This is a genomic window from Bradyrhizobium sp. USDA 4011 (assembly GCF_054063415.1).
Map to the genome: position 1 here is coordinate 4,220,695 of NZ_JBSSGG010000001.1, position 14,988 is coordinate 4,235,682.

General features: G+C 64.5%; 15 protein-coding genes and 1 pseudogene. 7 read left to right on the forward strand and 9 right to left on the reverse strand.

Going from position 1 to position 14,988, the window contains the following annotated elements:
- Nucleotides 1–28: 28 nt before the first annotated feature.
- Nucleotides 29–733, forward strand: a complete 705-nt coding sequence (locus ACVW1C_RS19740) for a YggS family pyridoxal phosphate-dependent enzyme (protein ID WP_456759840.1) — start codon at nucleotides 29–31, stop codon at nucleotides 731–733.
- A 165-nt stretch (nucleotides 734–898) separates the two neighbouring features.
- On the opposite strand, the gene ACVW1C_RS19745 is transcribed toward ACVW1C_RS19740, so the two are convergent.
- Together ACVW1C_RS19745 and ACVW1C_RS19750 are read right to left on the reverse strand one after the other, a co-directional pair.
- A complete protein-coding gene (locus ACVW1C_RS19745; RefSeq protein WP_456759841.1) occupies nucleotides 899–1,684 on the reverse strand; it encodes a 2-keto-4-pentenoate hydratase in 786 nt (261 codons plus the stop codon).
- Between the two features lie 117 nt (nucleotides 1,685–1,801).
- On the reverse strand, nucleotides 1,802–2,341 hold the full coding sequence (locus tag ACVW1C_RS19750; protein ID WP_456759842.1) for a L,D-transpeptidase family protein: 540 nt from the start codon (nucleotides 2,339–2,341) through the stop codon (nucleotides 1,802–1,804).
- Nucleotides 2,342–2,583: 242 nt separating this feature from the next.
- Between ACVW1C_RS19750 and ACVW1C_RS19755 the strand changes: the two genes are divergently transcribed.
- The 3 genes from ACVW1C_RS19755 (at nucleotide 2,584) to ACVW1C_RS19765 (ending at nucleotide 4,943) form a co-directional block, all read left to right on the forward strand.
- On the forward strand, nucleotides 2,584–3,270 hold the full coding sequence (locus ACVW1C_RS19755) for a response regulator transcription factor (RefSeq protein WP_016841446.1): 687 nt from the start codon (nucleotides 2,584–2,586) through the stop codon (nucleotides 3,268–3,270).
- Nucleotides 3,271–3,327: 57 nt separating this feature from the next.
- Nucleotides 3,328–3,768 carry a Crp/Fnr family transcriptional regulator gene (locus ACVW1C_RS19760; protein ID WP_456759843.1) on the forward strand — a complete coding sequence of 147 codons (441 nt, stop codon included), beginning with the start codon at nucleotides 3,328–3,330 and terminating at the stop codon, nucleotides 3,766–3,768.
- A 170-nt stretch (nucleotides 3,769–3,938) separates the two neighbouring features.
- On the forward strand, nucleotides 3,939–4,943 hold the full coding sequence (locus ACVW1C_RS19765; protein ID WP_456759844.1) for an IS30 family transposase: 1,005 nt from the start codon (nucleotides 3,939–3,941) through the stop codon (nucleotides 4,941–4,943).
- Nucleotides 4,944–4,979: 36 nt separating this feature from the next.
- Here the strand turns inward: ACVW1C_RS19765 and ACVW1C_RS19770 are convergent, their stop codons facing one another.
- The 4 genes from ACVW1C_RS19770 to ACVW1C_RS19785 all read right to left on the reverse strand — a co-directional run bounded on the left by ACVW1C_RS19770 (nucleotide 4,980) and on the right by ACVW1C_RS19785 (nucleotide 10,674).
- Nucleotides 4,980–5,795, reverse strand: coding sequence for an exodeoxyribonuclease III (locus ACVW1C_RS19770; RefSeq protein ID WP_456759845.1), 816 nt, complete (start codon nucleotides 5,793–5,795; stop codon nucleotides 4,980–4,982).
- Between the two features lie 236 nt (nucleotides 5,796–6,031).
- A complete protein-coding gene (locus ACVW1C_RS19775) occupies nucleotides 6,032–6,856 on the reverse strand; it encodes an outer membrane lipoprotein carrier protein LolA (protein ID WP_456759846.1) in 825 nt (274 codons plus the stop codon).
- A 100-nt stretch (nucleotides 6,857–6,956) separates the two neighbouring features.
- On the reverse strand, nucleotides 6,957–9,431 hold the full coding sequence (locus ACVW1C_RS19780) for a DNA translocase FtsK (protein ID WP_456759847.1): 2,475 nt from the start codon (nucleotides 9,429–9,431) through the stop codon (nucleotides 6,957–6,959).
- A 16-nt stretch (nucleotides 9,432–9,447) separates the two neighbouring features.
- Nucleotides 9,448–10,674, reverse strand: a complete 1,227-nt coding sequence (locus tag ACVW1C_RS19785; protein WP_456759848.1) for an aminotransferase class I/II-fold pyridoxal phosphate-dependent enzyme — start codon at nucleotides 10,672–10,674, stop codon at nucleotides 9,448–9,450.
- Between the two features lie 191 nt (nucleotides 10,675–10,865).
- On the opposite strand from ACVW1C_RS19785, the pseudogene ACVW1C_RS19790 reads away from it, so the two are divergent.
- The 3 genes and pseudogenes from ACVW1C_RS19790 to ACVW1C_RS19800 form a co-directional block, all read left to right on the forward strand.
- Nucleotides 10,866–10,967 (forward strand): annotated as a pseudogene (locus ACVW1C_RS19790) (NUDIX domain-containing protein); the annotation flags it as partial.
- A gap of 70 nt (nucleotides 10,968–11,037) precedes the next feature.
- Nucleotides 11,038–11,340 (forward strand): hypothetical protein, encoded by a 303-nt coding sequence (locus ACVW1C_RS19795; RefSeq protein ID WP_456763298.1) that lies wholly within the window; start codon nucleotides 11,038–11,040, stop codon nucleotides 11,338–11,340.
- Between the two features lie 133 nt (nucleotides 11,341–11,473).
- Entirely contained in the window at nucleotides 11,474–12,247 is a 774-nt protein-coding gene (locus ACVW1C_RS19800) for a GGDEF domain-containing protein (RefSeq protein ID WP_456759849.1), read from the forward strand.
- 222 nt (nucleotides 12,248–12,469) lie between these two features.
- On the opposite strand, the gene ACVW1C_RS19805 is transcribed toward ACVW1C_RS19800, so the two are convergent.
- From ACVW1C_RS19805 to ACVW1C_RS19815, 3 genes are all read right to left on the reverse strand, one after another.
- Complete coding sequence (locus ACVW1C_RS19805) at nucleotides 12,470–12,874, reverse strand: GFA family protein (RefSeq protein WP_456759850.1); 405 nt, start codon at nucleotides 12,872–12,874, stop codon at nucleotides 12,470–12,472.
- 197 nt (nucleotides 12,875–13,071) lie between these two features.
- Complete coding sequence (locus ACVW1C_RS19810; RefSeq protein ID WP_456759851.1) at nucleotides 13,072–14,520, reverse strand: ammonium transporter; 1,449 nt, start codon at nucleotides 14,518–14,520, stop codon at nucleotides 13,072–13,074.
- A 39-nt stretch (nucleotides 14,521–14,559) separates the two neighbouring features.
- A complete protein-coding gene (locus tag ACVW1C_RS19815) occupies nucleotides 14,560–14,898 on the reverse strand; it encodes a P-II family nitrogen regulator (RefSeq protein ID WP_021082517.1) in 339 nt (112 codons plus the stop codon).
- Between the last annotated feature and the right edge of the window lie 90 nt (nucleotides 14,899–14,988).

A 14,988-nucleotide genomic window follows, 5' to 3' on the forward strand; every position in this document is an offset into this window, starting at 1 on the left:
CCCGCGCCTGTCAGAGAACGGCACAAGCATGACACAAAGCCCGACCGCGCCGTTATCGGCTGATTCACCACACGGCCTCGCCGCCGTGGAGCAAGAGATCGCGCGCGCCTGCAAGGAAGCGCGGCGCGACCGCGCCTCAGTGACCTTGATCGCGGTGTCGAAGACATTCGCGGCCGACGCAATTTTACCGATTATCGGCGCCGGACAGCGCGTATTTGGCGAAAATCGCGTGCAGGAGGCCAAGGGCAAGTGGCCGGAATTGATCCAGGCTCATCCGGGACTGCAGCTGCATCTGATCGGGCCGTTGCAGTCGAACAAGGCCAAGGAAGCGGTCGCGCTGTTCGATGCGATCCATTCGGTCGACCGCGCCAGCATTTGCGAAGCGTTAGCCAAGGAAATCAAAAATCAAGCGAAGCATCCGGAGTTGTTCGTCCAGATCAATACCGGCGAGGAGCCGCAGAAGGCCGGCGTCGCGCCGCAGGATGCGGATACCTTCATCGCGGCATGCCGCGACAAATATGGCCTGCAGATTTCAGGGCTGATGTGCATTCCGCCGGTCGACCAGGCCCCGGCGCCGCATTTCGCGCTGTGCGCCAAGATCGCCGCGCGCAACGGGCTGAAGAATCTGTCAATGGGCATGAGCGCGGATTTCGCCGTGGCGATCCAGATGGGCGCAACCCATGTGCGGGTGGGCTCGGCGATCTTCGGGACGCGGACGGTGGTACACAACTAACCGTCGTCCCTGCCTAGTGCGCAATTGCGCACGGGGAGCAGGGACCCATACGCCGCGGCCATCGCAAGGGGCACGCGGCGAGACATTCATCTTGCAAGCGACAGCGGTGGTTATGCCTTCCGGCTTTCGCCGGGACGACGGCGGTGTGTGCGGCGAGCGCGCAGTTCAAGTAAACTTCACTGACACCTTTCCGATCGCGCCGAAATCGGCTGCAAACATATCGCCGGCCTGAATCGGCAGCGGCGGATGGCAGGTGCCCGTGGTGACGACTTCCCCTGCCCGCAAGGTCAGCCCGAGCGCGCGCAACTCGTTGGCGCACCAAGCGAGTGCCACACGGGGATCGCCGAGCACGCTCTTGCCGTGGCCGGTGTAGCGCTCGCCGCGCAGCGTGAAGGTCGGGTGTTGTTCGATCAGATCGATCGCGCGCCAGTCGGCCGACGTTGGGGGTCCGAGCACGAACAGATGCGCGCAGGCATTGTCGGCGATCAGCTGCGCCTCGCCGGCTGATGCGAAATCGGCGAAGCGTGAATCCGGAATCTCGATCGCGGGATGCAGCGTGCCGACCGCGTCGAGCACCTCCTGCACACTGTACGGTGTGGTGCGCGGCGTGAGATCGCGCGCCATGCGGAAGGCGTATTCCGGTTCACCGACGCGCATCTCGTTGCCCTTCATCGATGCGGTGCCGCCATCAGCGATCAATGTTTCGGAGAGGATGCGTCCGGCGAGCGGTCCCGCGACATTGATATGCTTCTGGCCGGCCTCACTGGTCGCCGCGATCTTCCAGCCGAACAGTTTTTCGCGCGATGTCTTTTCCAGCTGAGCCTGCACCGCGTAACCCTCAGCGCGGTCGCGCGGCCGCATGGCGCTGTCGAGCGCGCCGAGTTTTGTTCCGGCACGCCAGTGATCGCGCAGGACTTTTGCAGCGGCGGCGATCTGGTTGTTGTCGAGCATGGTTTTTCGCTTACCCCGTGAATCATTCTTGGGAATGTTTTTCTGCTGCGCGCAATCTCAGCACATACGCGTCGCGCTTGTCGCGTGGGAAAACCGATGCTCAGCTATTCGAGAATTTTACCCGATGATGATTTTGGTCTGCGGCGACATCCGCCGCAGCAGCCGCAGCATCGACGCCTTGGTCATCGAGACGCAGCCCGCGGTCGGCGCGAAATTCGGCCGCGCCAGATGCAGGAACACGGCGCTGCCGCGGCCGGCGATGCGCGGCGCGGCGTTGTGGTCGATCTCGACAATGAAGTCGTAGAGGTGATCCTCGCGCGTCAGGCGGTCGCCGCCCTGCTCGCGGTCGAGCCGGATCGGCTGGTTGTAATGGCGATCGGCGGGGTCCTCGCACCAGGCGTCCTCGCGGCGGATCGGCCGCGCCGGCAGGAAGGTCACGGGGCGCCGGTGCCGGTCGGCGCGCCACCAGAGTTGCCGCGGATGGAAGATGCCGCGCGGCGTGCCGCCGTCGCCCTCACGCTTGTTGGCGAGGATGCCGCCGCGTCCGAGCGCCACGGGAACGGTCCAGCCATCGGCCGTCAGCCAGCCCCGGCGCGGGTCGCCGGCGGCGCTGCGGACCTCGATGGCGGAGAGCGGGCGATCACGTTTCTCTGTCATATAAGTGATTGAAATAGCTGGTGTTCCCTTAAGAATCATTCAAAACTGAACTTGCCTTGGGCGGTTCGATCATTCTATCCCCCGGCATTACAGGACATTCACGTCCTACCCCGCCGGATTTGAGGTAGACTGCGCTGCCTTGTGAATCGGTAACGACGGCCTACCTGAGCACGTATCTAGCCGATGCTACGGCCATGAGCGTCCCCCGCTTCTGACCGCCCCGCCCCCGAAGGATTGTACCTATGGCCAATGCCCGCAAGATCTTGATCGTGGATGACGATACCGATCTGCGCGATACGCTGGTCGAGCAGCTGTCCCTGCACGAGGAATTCGAAGCCTCCGCAGTCGACACCGGCGCCAAGGGCGCCACTGCCGCCAAAGCCAATTCTCCCGATCTGGTCTTGATGGATGTCGGCCTGCCCGACACCGACGGCCGCGAAGTGGTGCGCAGCCTGCGCAAGGGCGGCTTCAAGGCCCCGATCATCATGCTGACCGGCCACGACACCGATTCCGACACCATCCTCGGCCTGGAAAGCGGCGCCAACGACTATGTGGCCAAGCCGTTCCGCTTCGCGGTGCTGCTGGCCCGGATCCGGGCGCAGCTGCGCCAGCACGAGGCTAGCGAGGACGCGGTGTTCTCGGTCGGCCCCTACTCGTTCCGGCCCGGCTCGAAGATGCTCACCGGCGCCAATGCTCGCAAGGTGCGGCTGACCGAGAAGGAAACCGCGATCCTGCGCTTCCTGTACCGCGCCGGCCAGATGCCGGTGTCGCGCGAGACCCTGCTCCAGGAAGTCTGGGGCTACAATTCCGGCGTCACCACCCACACGCTGGAAACCCACATCTACCGCCTCCGCCAGAAGATCGAGAAGGACGCCGCCAATCCGGAAATCCTGGTGACGGAAGCCGGTGGCTACAAGCTGGTGCCGTGATACGCTTCGCGCTCAACGATTCGTGAAGTCGAGGCGCACCGCGGTTACCGGCCCTGAATGTCGATCGATGATGACGTAGCCCTGCTTGAGCAGGTCCCGACGATGCGTCTGTTGGGCGACAGCTCCTTGCGCATGCTGGCGATCGGCTCCGAGCAGCGCGATTTCAACGCAGGCGAGGTGCTGTTCAAGACCGGCGACACGGCCGATGCCGGCTATGTCGTGCAGCGCGGCACGTTCCGGGTCGAGGAAGGCGGCGCCGAGATCATCGCCGGTCCCGGCGCGCTGATCGGCGAGCTCGCGCTGATCGTCGCGATGAAACGGCCCTCGACCGCGATCGCGCTGGAGCGCGGCTCGGTGATCCGCGTCGCGCGCAGCCTGTTCCAGCGCGTGCTGGAAAGCGATCCGGCCGCTGCCCGCCGGCTACGCGACGAACTCGCGCTGCGCACCAGCCAGCTCGCGAGCGATATCCTGATAGCGGGCGGGAAGTTGAGCACGTAATTCCTCGTCGTCCCGGACAAGCGAGCATCGCGAGCGCGATCCGGGACCCATACGCCGCGGCCCATCTTTAGGGCACGCGGGTCGACGACTTTGCCAGTTTCGGAGCGCTGTGGTTATGGGTTCCCTTGGGTTCACGACACAAGTGCAACACCTGCTAGGGTGTTGTGGCGATGGGACAATGTTATGGCCAGCTCAGCCTTGAAGAGCGCGTTGAGATTTACCGCCTGCATGCAGGCGGTAAATCTCAAAACGATATTGCGTCTGCGCTTGACCGAGCGACGTCGACGATAAGTCGGGAGCTGAAGCGCAACTCGCGGCCTACCAAGGTCTGGAAGGGCGGTTACGAGCCCGTCCGGGCTCAACAATTGGCCGAACGTCGGCGACGGCAGGATGGCCGCTTCAAGCTGGCGCGCCAGCCGGCCCTGCGGGACTGCGTCGGCAAAAGCCTTGCGATGGGACATTCGCCGGAGCAGATCGCTGGTCGACTGGCGCGAGAACATGGTCGCGTCATGATCAGCCACGAGTCAATCTATCGTTTCATCTATCATCGTACGGCCCAGAAGGATTACTGGCACCGCCTGCTGCCGTGCCATAAACTCAGACGAGGGCGCCGGCGCCGCCCAGGCGGCAGCCCTGCCAGCTTCATTAAACAACGGCGCTCGATCGATGAACGACCCTCCGAGGTCGAAGGCCGCGGGACGCCGGGTCATTGGGAAGCCGACTTCATGCTGTTCGCGCGATATGGCCAAGGATTGCTGGTTCTCCACGAGCGACAAACCCGCTTCAGCATCGTGCTGCACCCACGCGATCGGAAAGCTGTCCTCACCGCTCGGACCATCGCCCGTCAACTTGGCAAGCTTCCACAGGCGATCCGTAAAACCATCAGCTTCGACAACGGAACCGAGTTCGCCGAGCATCACAGGCTTCACAACGCCCTCGGCGTCCAAACCTTCTTCTGCGATCCCCATAGTCCCTGGCAAAAAGGCGGCGTGGAAAACTCCATCGGGCGCTTACGACGCTCTCTGCCACGCAAAACTGACCTCAAGTTCATCACGGCAGCCGCCCTCAGGCGCCTCGCTCAGCGCCTCAACGATACCCCACGCAAATGCCTGGACTTCAAGACACCCGCCGAGGCATTCTCCAAACTCAAATCAATCGTTGCACTTCAAACGTGACTCCATCTCCCCGCGTTCGCGGGGACGACAGCGGGATCAAACCTCCATCACCGCCGTGACCGGCACATGATCCGACGGCCGCTCCCAGCTGCGGGCGTCGCGGGTGATCTTGAAATCGCTGACCTGATCCTTCAGCGCGCGCGAGACCCAGATGTGATCGAGCCTGCGGCCGCGGTCGCCGACGGTCCAGTCCGCGGCGCGATAGCTCCACCAAGTGTAGACCTTTTCCGACATCGGGATCCGCTCGCGCGCGATGTCGAACCATTCGCCATGGGCCTGCGCTGCGAGCAGCTTCTCGGTCTCGACAGGGGTGTGCGAGACCACCTTCAACAGCTGCTTGTGCGACCACACGTCGTTCTCGTGCGGCGCGACGTTGAGGTCGCCGACCAGGATGTGACGGTCGTCGCCGCGCGGATGCAGCGGCTCGCACGCCTTCATCTCGTCGAGGAATTGCAGCTTGTGCTCAAACTTCGGATTGAGCGCGGGATCGGGAATGTCGCCGCCGGCCGGCACGTAGAAATTATGCAGCACCAGCGGCTTTGAGAGCTGCGCCTTCTCGCCAAAGGACACCGAGATGTGCCGCGAGTCGATCTTGTCGCAGAACGTCCGGATGTCGGTCGTCTCGAACGGCAGCCGCGAGACGATGGCGACGCCGTGATAGCCCTTCTGTCCGTTCAGCGCGACGTGCTCATAGCCGAGCCGCTTGAAGCGCTTCAGCGGAAACGCATCGTCGATGCATTTGGTCTCCTGCAGGCACAGCACGTCCGGCCGCGCGCTCTTCAGGAATTTGGCGACGATGTCGATGCGCAGGCGCACCGAATTGATGTTCCAGGTGGTGAGGGAGAACCGCATGAGAGGTGCGTCTTAGCACGGTTCTCGCGGTGAATTTCAATTGTCCACAGGGCGGACTCCTACCGCGCCCCGCTTGCGGGGAGAGGTCGGATCGCATGCAAATGCGATCCGGGTGAGGGGGACTCACCGCGTGCTCACGTCTGGCGAATTTGCGGAGGCAGCCCTCACCCCAGCCCTCTAAGAGCGAGCTCCGTTCGTCTCGACCCCGCAAGAGCGGGGCGAGGGAGAAGGATGGGCTAGCCCGGCGAAGAACCGGGATAGGTCGTGAAATCGATCTTGAACAGCCCCGGATCGGGCTTCTGCGTCGCGTCGAGATTGTAGACCGCAACTGTGGTGTCGTAGCCCTGCGGATCGGTGACGGTCCACTGCTTGAGCTTACCGTCCTTGGCGCCGATCATCAAAAGGAAGCGGCTGGTGCCGACCAGCGCCTGCTTCTCCTCGATCGTGATGCTGACGAACACGTCGTCGGCGGCGACGCTGACGACGTTGGTGTCCTTCATCAGGTCGATGCGGTCCGACAGCAGATAGCGCAGCGGGGTCTGCGACAGCGGATAGATGTCCTGGGTGGCGAGCCTGCGATCACGCACCGCGACAGACGAGCCGTCGGCGATCACCTCGATGGTGCTCGGATTGTCATATTCGAAGCGCAGCTTGCCGGGCTTCTGGATGTAGAAATCGCCCTTGGTCTTGGTGCCGTCGGGACCGACCTGGACGAAATTTCCGACCAGCGTCTGCAGCGACGACAGATAGGCCGAGACCTTGGCGGCCTGCGCCTTCTGGTTGGCGTCGAAGGTCTGGAAGATGTTGGCGGGCACGTTGCGGCGCGGATCGGGAATCACCGGGTCCGGCGGCGCCTGCGTGGCGCCCGTGGTGGCCGGGCCCTTGTCCGCATTGCTCTGCGCGCCGGCGTCCTTGGCTTTGGGCGCAGCCTTGGGTCCCGCGTTGGCCACGGATTTCGGCGTCGCCGGCGCATTCTGCGCAGTCGCGCCGCCGGCGATCGCGGCGGTGACGAGAAGAGCCAGCGCAGTGCGCGCGCCGCGGTCAATGAGATGTTTTGCCATCAGATATGTCAGGTCTCTGTTCGACGCTCGTCCCGCTTCGCCGGATTTTATCCCGCCTCTTCCGAGGGAGATATGGTTTTTCCGTGATGATCGCCCCCGATCAGAACTGGCCTTCTTCTTCCCCGACCAGGATTTCGCGCTTTCCGGCGTGATTCGCCGGGCCGACGATGCCCTCAAGTTCCATCCGCTCCATCAGTGAGGCGGCGCGGTTGTAGCCGATCTGCAGCCGGCGCTGGATGTAGGAGGTCGACGCCTTGCGGTCGCGCTTGACGATCGCAACCGCCTGCGTGAACAGATCGCCGCCGCCGTCGCCACCCATGCCGGTGGCATCGAACACGGCGCCGTCCTCGTCGGTCGGCTCCTCCGCGGTGACGGCTTCGAGATATTCCGGCTGGCCCTGCGTCTTGAGGTGGCGCACCACCTTCTCGACTTCCTCGTCGGATGCGAACGGGCCGTGCACGCGGCTGATGCGGCCGCCGCCCGCCATGTAGAGCATGTCGCCCTGGCCGAGCAGCTGCTCGGCGCCCATCTCGCCGAGGATGGTGCGGCTGTCGATCTTCGACGTCACCTGGAAGGCGATGCGGGTCGGGAAGTTCGCCTTGATCGTGCCGGTGATGACGTCGACCGACGGACGCTGCGTGGCGAGGATCACGTGCAGGCCGGCGGCGCGCGCCATCTGCGCGAGGCGCTGCACCGCGCCTTCGATGTCCTTGCCGGCGACCATCATCAGGTCGGCCATTTCGTCGACGATGATGACAATGTAGGGCAGCGGCTCGAGGTCGAGCTTCTCTTCCTCGTAGATCGCCTTGCCGCTCTCCTTGTCGAAGCCGGTGTGCACGGTGCGCGTCAGCTCTTCGCCCTTGGCCTTGGCTTCGACGAGGCGCGCATTGTAGCCGTCGATGTTGCGCACGCCGAGCTTGGCCATCCGCTTGTAGCGTTCTTCCATCTCGCGCACCGCCCATTTCAGCGCGACCACGGCCTTCTTCGGGTCGGTCACAACGGGCGTCAGCAAATGCGGGATGCCGTCATAGACGGAGAGTTCGAGCATCTTCGGGTCGACCATGATCAGGCGGCACTGATCCGGACGCAGTCGGTAGACCAGGCTCAGGATCATGGTGTTGATCGCGACCGATTTGCCGGAGCCGGTGGTGCCGGCGATCAGCATATGCGGCGTGCGCGCGAGGTCGATGATCACAGGATCGCCGCCGATCGTCTTGCCGAGACACAGCGGCAGCTTCGCAACTGAATCGACGCTTTCCTTGGCGACCAGGAGCTCGCGCAGGTAGACCTTCTCGCGATGCGCGTTCGGCAGTTCGATGCCGATTGCATTGCGGCCGGCGACCACGGCGACGCGGGCCGACAGCGCGCTCATCGAGCGGGCGATGTCGTCGGACAATCCGATCACGCGCGACGACTTGATGCCGGGCGCGGGCTCCAGTTCGTACAGCGTGACCACCGGGCCCGGGTTGGCCTTGACGATCTCGCCGCGCACGCCGAAATCCTGCAGCACGCCTTCCAGCGAACGCGAATTGGCTTCGAGCTCGGCCTTGCTCAGCGGCTGGCGATCGCTCGCCTTCGGCGCACTGAGCACCGAGACCGACGGCAGCTCGAACTTGTCGGAGTTCTTCTTCTTCGGCTTCGGCTCGGCCTTCCTGCGCGGGGCGCGGGCAACGGGAGCTTCCTCCTCGTCCTCCTCTTCTTCCTCGTCGTCGAAAGCCTCGGTGTCGTCTTCGTCCTCGTCATGGGCGGGCGCGATCGAGGGCGCCGATCGGCCGCCGCCGATATTGGGCTCCTGGCGCTCGAAGGCAACGCTGCGGCCCTGCGATCCGCTCGAGACCAGCGATTTGTAGGCGGTCGATAACAGCCAGCCGAGCCGCGCCTTCGCGCTCATCAGCGCGTGGAACAGCCAGCCCAGCGAGACCGAGCTGCGGTCGTTGTCTTCGTCCTCGACGAACGGCTCGTCGTCGTCAGAGATCGGCGTCAGCTCCTCGTCCTGCTCCTTGGCGCCCCAACCGCAGGCGAACAGGAAGCTCGCGGCCATCGCGGCAAACAGGATCAGGCCGAGCACGACGCGATAGATGAAGCCCGGCGGCCCGAACACCACGGCCGGCGCACGCAGCAGCGCGTCGCCGACCACGCCGCCGAGCCCGGTCGGCAATGGCCATGCGGTGTTGTGCGGCCAGCAGCTGGCGAAGCCCGCTGCGATCACCGTGCACAGGATCCAGCAGCCGAGCCGCAGCGCCTCGCGGTCGAACGGACGATGCGTCAGCATCCGCCAGCCCCAGACTGCGACCGGCAACAGCAGCATGATGGCGCCGAGGCCGAGAATCTGCATCAAGAGGTCGGCGCCGATCGCGCCGGGATAGCCGAGCACGTTGCGGATCGCGCGCGAGGTGGCATGGCTCAGCGACGGATCCTGCACCGACCAGGTCATCAGCGCAGCGGTGACGGCGCCCGACAGCGCGATCAGACCGAGCCCGGTGAGTTCGCGCAGCCGTCGCGCCAGCGCCTCGCGCAACGAGAGCGGCAGATGGCCGACCAGGGGGATGACACGTTCGATCGCTGGCATACTCAATCTTCGCGCTTCGCGATTAACCCAGGGTTTCGACCAGGCGATGCATCGCCTCGGCCGTCGATTCACTGTCGGAGACCAGCGCAAGGCGGATATAGCCCGCGCCCGGATTGGAACCGTCGTTCTGCTCGCGCGCCAGATAGCTGCCCGGAATCACGCGAACGCCGGCGTCGCGATAGAGCCTGACGGTCACCGCCTCGTCGCCGCCGCGGTCAGAGACGTCGAGCCAGACGCAGAAGCCGCCGGCGGGACGCTTGTAGCCGTAGCGGTTGCCGAGAATCTGGTCGGCGAAATCGAACTTGATGCGATAGAGCCTGCGATTCTCCTCGACGTGCGCCTCGTCGCTATAGGCGGCGACCGCGACATGCTGCAGCGGCACCGGCACCTGCGGTGCGGCGACGTTGCGCAGCTCGTGGAATGCAGCGAGAAACTTCCGATCGCCGGCGGCGAAGCCGACCCGCATGCCCGGCAGGTTGGAGCGTTTCGACAGCGACTGGAACGCGACCACATTGCTGAAGTCGGGACCGGCGCATTCGAGAATGCTGCCCGGCGCCTCGCGGGTGTAGATCTCCGAATAGCACTCGTCGGAGAGAATCATGAAGCCGAACCGGTCGGCGAGCTCTTTCAGCCGCGCGAAATAGGCGCGCGAGGCGACCGAGCCTTGCGGGTTCGCCGGCGAGGCGATGAAGAACGCGACGGTCCGGGCCCACGTCGCCTCGTCGATCGTATCAAGGTCGGGCAGAAAACCGTTGGCGAGCGTGGTCGGCAGATGGATCTGCTCGCAACCGGCCGCGCGAGCGCCGGCGCCATAGGCCGGATAGAACGGATTCGGCATCAGGATCGCCGGCCGGCCCTTGCGCGCGGCGACATAGCGCGACGCGGTGATGGCGGCAAAGAACAGCCCCTCGCGGCTACCGTTCAGCACCATCACCTCGCTCTCAGGATCGACCGGCCGCGGCAATTGGAACCGGCTCGATAGCCAGGTCGCGACCGCGCGGCGAAACGGCTCGATGCCCTTGGCGATCGGGTAACGGCCAAACTCGGCGGTGTGCTTTGCCAGCACCGGCCCGACGAACTCGGGCACCGGGTGCTGCGGTTCGCCTAACGACAGCGTAATCAAGGGCTTGGCCGGCTGATAGGGCGCCAGCAGCTCGGTTGTACGCAAGAACGGGGAACGCTCGGCCTGGCCGGCGGATGTGGCATCGGCGGCGCCTTGCGCCACGCCGGATGAGGCGGTCATTGCCATGGTTGAAAAGCCAGCACTTTCACTGCGGTCGGAGGTGAGGGGGAGCCGACCGTAAACCGATCAAATCACCATAGATAGGGCGAGGTTAAGACGCGATTAACCATCGGCGGCGCGGCACGTTTGGCCGGCGCGTGATATCAGCACCCCCTCAGAAAACGCATTGAAAAGCCGCATCAAAATTGCACCGAGACATGATCCATCGCCGCGCCGTCAGGGCGCTCATCATCACCGGTGAACGTGAAGTCCTGCTGATCCGGATTCGCCCGCCGCACGGCCGCGACTGTTTCTGGATCGCGCCCGGTGGCGGTGTCGAGGACGGCGAGACGTCCGAAGCGGCGTTGCAGCGGGAAATTGGCCGAGGAATTGGGGCTGGTCGATTTCGAGCTTGGTCCCGCCGTCTGGCGGCGACATCACGTCTTCAACTGGGGCGGCCGACGGATCTCCCAGAGGGAAGAATACCGGATCGTCCACACGGATCGATTCGCGCCCGTGATGAGCGACAAGACGGAGGCGAAGGTGCTCGATTGCTTTCGCTGGTGGCCGATCGCCGATCTATCCCGCGCGGAGGAACGCCTCACGCCGCTGTCGCTGGCCGGCATCCTCGAAAGCTATTTGCGCGACGGCGCGCCAAGCGAGCTGCCGGACGAGGAAGTCCTGATCGACTGACACCATTGCCGTGCATTCGAGTGATCCGCTTTACCCACCATTGAGGCCAGCGCGGACGTCACGAGTTCCTTCAGCAATTCGCAACACAGCACGACCGAATGATCTCGCGTATTGCGAGGACGTGCAGACGGACATGGCCATCAGGATCGAGACACACGGCGATGTTCTGCGCCGCACCGGCAAGGTGATGGCGATTGCCGCCGGCATGACCGCGCTGATGTCCTTCACCATCGGCATGCTGGTGTTCGGCCGCGATCTGGCCGCGCCGATCACGGTCGGAGAGATGCAGCTGTTCGGGCTCACCGCCGGCGTCTTTATCTCGATCGCGCTCAGCGGCGCGATGTCCTATCGCGCCGGCCTGTTGATGCTGGAGCTCGCACATACCCGCCGCGAGCTCGCCCAGATCTCGCAGACCGACCAGCTGACCGGCCTGTTGAACCGGCGCGGCTTCGACACTGAGGCCGCCGCGGCGCTGGACCGGGCGCAGGCTGGTGGCGCATCGGTGGCGGTCCTGATGTGCGACATCGATCATTTCAAGTCGATCAACGACCGCTACGGCCATGAGATCGGCGACAAGGTGCTGGTCGAGATCGCCGACGTGCTGCGCCAGTTCGCGATCCGGCACGGCGCGCTGGTCGCCCGCTACGGCGGCGAGGAATTCGCAGCCGTCGTGACCGGCTTGAGCCACGAGCAGACCGCGCGCGGCGCCGAGGAAATCCGCCGCGATTGCGCGGCGCGCACCATCCTCGACGGCGTGACCCTTCTGCCGGTGACGATCAGCATCGGCTTCACTTTGAAGGATTCCGGCTTCGATCTTGGCAGTTTGATGCGAACCGCCGACCAGGCGCTCTACGCCGCCAAGCGCCATGGCCGCGACCGCGTCGAGCACGCGCGCGACGCGGCGTGAGCTTCGCGCATCCGGGCGACGACTGCTCCAACCTCCCCTTGGAAAGGGGAGGTCGCTTTGCTCGGAGAGCAAAGCGGGTGGGGATCTGGTCTATCCGCTTGCAGTGTCGCCTGCGGCTGACCCCCATCCCGACCTTCCCCCTTTTAGGGGGAAGGAGAAGACAAGAGACCTGTAGCTCGGATGCAGCCAACGGGTCGCGCAGACGCGCTCGCGGCCTGACGACTACCGCGCCGGCAGCTTCTCGAACGACGGCTTGCCGTCGGGGACGTGGTGGAAGGTCTGCTTGTCGCAGGTGTAGATCGTCATCTGCGGGGTGAATACGCTGGGGTCGTCGAACGTGCCGACCTTCAGGATCGTGGCGGGCAGGCCCGGCACCTTGGTCACCAGATGGGTGCCGCATTCCGAGCAGAATTCGCGCGTCACGGCGCGCTCGAGGTCCTTCCGGGTGAACCGCTTGGGTTGGCTGGCGGTGTATTTGAACCCGGTGGTCGGCATCGCCATGAACAAGTTCGGTCCGCCGCCCGTGATGTACTGGCATTCGCGGCACAGGCATTGCGCCGCCATCATCGGTTCGCCTTCGGCCTCATAGCGCACGCTGCCGCAATAGCACCTGCCTTGCACCTTCATGACGTCCTCCCGTTTTCTTGTCTGTAGCCTGTTATTCCACAATGGCAGGCAATTCCGACAATATTTTCTCAGCCGCAGAATAAAGAAAGGGGCTCCAACTTGCGCTGGAGCCCCTCAACGGTCCGGACATTGCCGGGTATGTGCCCGGACCGTAGTTCTGGGAACGACCGCTTGGGGAGGTCGCGCCCCGGGAGAACTCACATGTTGTAGGCGCGCTCCGTGTGCTCGGTGATGTCGAGGCCTTCACGCTCGGTCTCGACGTTGGCACGCAGGCCGACGATCACGTCCACGATCTTGTAGAGGATCGCCGAGCCGATGCCCGACCACACCAGCGTGGTGCAGACGCCCCAGACCTGCGAGGTCATCTGCGCCACGAAGTCGTAATCGGCAACCTTCGGCGGGATCGCGGTGTAGTCGATGATGCCGGCACCACCGAGCGCCGGGTTGACCAGGATGCCGGTGCCGAGCGCGCCGATGATGCCGCCGACGCAGTGGACGCCGAACACATCGAGCGAGTCGTCATAGCCGAGCGCGTTCTTCACGACGGTGCAGAAGAACAGGCAGACCACGCCAACCACGAGGCCGAGCACGATGGCACCCATCGGACCGGCGTAACCGGCCGCAGGCGTCACCGCGACGAGGCCCGCGACCGCGCCCGAGAGCGCGCCGAGCAGCGAGGGATGGCCCTTGATGATCCATTCCGCGAACATCCAGGCCAGGGCCGCCGCGGCCGTGGCCACGAAGGAGTTGGTCATGGCGAGCGCAGCGCCGCCATTGGCTTCGAGGTTCGAACCAGCGTTGAAGCCGAACCAGCCGACCCAGAGCAGCGAGGCGCCGATCATGGTCATGGTCAGCGAGTGCGGAGCCATCAGCTCCTTGCCGTAGCCGGTGCGCTTGCCGATCAGGAGCGCGCCGACAAGGCCGGCGATGCCTGCGTTGATGTGCACGACGGTGCCGCCGGCGAAGTCGATCGCACCCTTCTTGAAGATCCAGCCGGCATCGGCGTTGATCGCGTCGAGCTTGGCCTGAGCCGCGGTCTTGGCCGCACCGTCAGCCGCAGCGGCGAGCGCCTTGGCGGCATCCTGGATCGCGTCCGGGCCCGGCCAGTACCAGACCATATGCGCGATCGGGAAGTAGATCACGGTGACCCAGATCGGGATGAACAGCGCGATCGCCGAGAACTTCATGCGTTCGGCAAAGGCGCCGACGATGAGGGCCGGCGTGATCGCCGCGAAGGTCATCTGGAAGCACATATAGACGAGCTCCGAGATATTGGCGTCGACCGAGAAGGTCGCGGCCTTGGAGTCCGGCGTGACGCCCATCAGGAAGGCCTTGGAGAAGCCGCCGATGAAGTCGGAGCCGCCGGTGAAGGCGAGGCTGTAGCCGTAGAGGGCCCAGAGCACGGTGACGATGCAGACGGTGTAGAACACCTGCGCCAGCACCGAGAGCATGTTCTTGGAGCGGACGAGACCGCCATAGAACAGCGCGAGGCCCGGGATGGTCATCAACAGCACCAGCACCGTCGATGTCAGCATCCAGGCGTTGTCGCCCTTGTTGACGGTTGGCTCGGCGTAGGCGGCGGTCGCGGCAAAGAGGCCGATTGCGAGGGCCGCCAAACCCGCGCCATAGGGACGCTTGAACGTCATGTTATTTCACTCCTGAGGTCTTAAAGGTTGAGCGCGAAATCAGAGGGCCGCGGCATCGGCCTCGCCGGTGCGGATGCGCACGGCGTGCTCGAGGCTGATGACGAAGATCTTGCCGTCGCCGATCTGACCGGTCTTGGCGGCGGAGGTGATGGCGTCGATGGTCTTGTCGACCTGATCGGAGCCGACTGCGACCTCGATCTTGATCTTGGGCAGGAAGCTCACCGCATATTCGGCGCCGCGATAGATTTCCGTGTGGCCCTTCTGACGGCCGTACCCCTTGACTTCCGTCACCGTGAGACCGTGAACGCCAATGGCGGTCAGGGCGTCACGGACCTCTTCCAGCTTGAATGGCTTAATGATCGCCATAACAATTTTCATGAGTCCTATCCCCGCTTGGGCCGGTGCGAACGAACACCGGGAGTTTCGACTGAGGTTCACCACGCGGAAGACATCACTACGCGGGCACAG

What these genes read in the sequence shown, in the direction of transcription:
- ACVW1C_RS19740 (WP_456759840.1), top strand. Translation starts at nt 29, where the DNA reads ATGACACAAAGCCCGACCGCGCCGTTATCGGCTGATTCACCACACGGC.
- ACVW1C_RS19745 (WP_456759841.1), bottom strand. Translation starts at nt 1,684, where the DNA reads ATGCTCGACAACAACCAGATCGCCGCCGCTGCAAAAGTCCTGCGCGAT.
- ACVW1C_RS19750 (WP_456759842.1), bottom strand. Translation starts at nt 2,341, where the DNA reads ATGACAGAGAAACGTGATCGCCCGCTCTCCGCCATCGAGGTCCGCAGC.
- ACVW1C_RS19755 (WP_016841446.1), top strand. Translation starts at nt 2,584, where the DNA reads ATGGCCAATGCCCGCAAGATCTTGATCGTGGATGACGATACCGATCTG.
- ACVW1C_RS19760 (WP_456759843.1), top strand. Translation starts at nt 3,328, where the DNA reads ATGTCGATCGATGATGACGTAGCCCTGCTTGAGCAGGTCCCGACGATG.
- ACVW1C_RS19765 (WP_456759844.1), top strand. Translation starts at nt 3,939, where the DNA reads ATGGGACAATGTTATGGCCAGCTCAGCCTTGAAGAGCGCGTTGAGATT.
- ACVW1C_RS19770 (WP_456759845.1), bottom strand. Translation starts at nt 5,795, where the DNA reads ATGCGGTTCTCCCTCACCACCTGGAACATCAATTCGGTGCGCCTGCGC.
- ACVW1C_RS19775 (WP_456759846.1), bottom strand. Translation starts at nt 6,856, where the DNA reads ATGGCAAAACATCTCATTGACCGCGGCGCGCGCACTGCGCTGGCTCTT.
- ACVW1C_RS19785 (WP_456759848.1), bottom strand. Translation starts at nt 10,674, where the DNA reads ATGGCAATGACCGCCTCATCCGGCGTGGCGCAAGGCGCCGCCGATGCC.
- ACVW1C_RS19800 (WP_456759849.1), top strand. Translation starts at nt 11,474, where the DNA reads ATGGCCATCAGGATCGAGACACACGGCGATGTTCTGCGCCGCACCGGC.
- ACVW1C_RS19805 (WP_456759850.1), bottom strand. Translation starts at nt 12,874, where the DNA reads ATGAAGGTGCAAGGCAGGTGCTATTGCGGCAGCGTGCGCTATGAGGCC.
- ACVW1C_RS19810 (WP_456759851.1), bottom strand. Translation starts at nt 14,520, where the DNA reads ATGACGTTCAAGCGTCCCTATGGCGCGGGTTTGGCGGCCCTCGCAATC.
- ACVW1C_RS19815 (WP_021082517.1), bottom strand. Translation starts at nt 14,898, where the DNA reads ATGAAAATTGTTATGGCGATCATTAAGCCATTCAAGCTGGAAGAGGTC.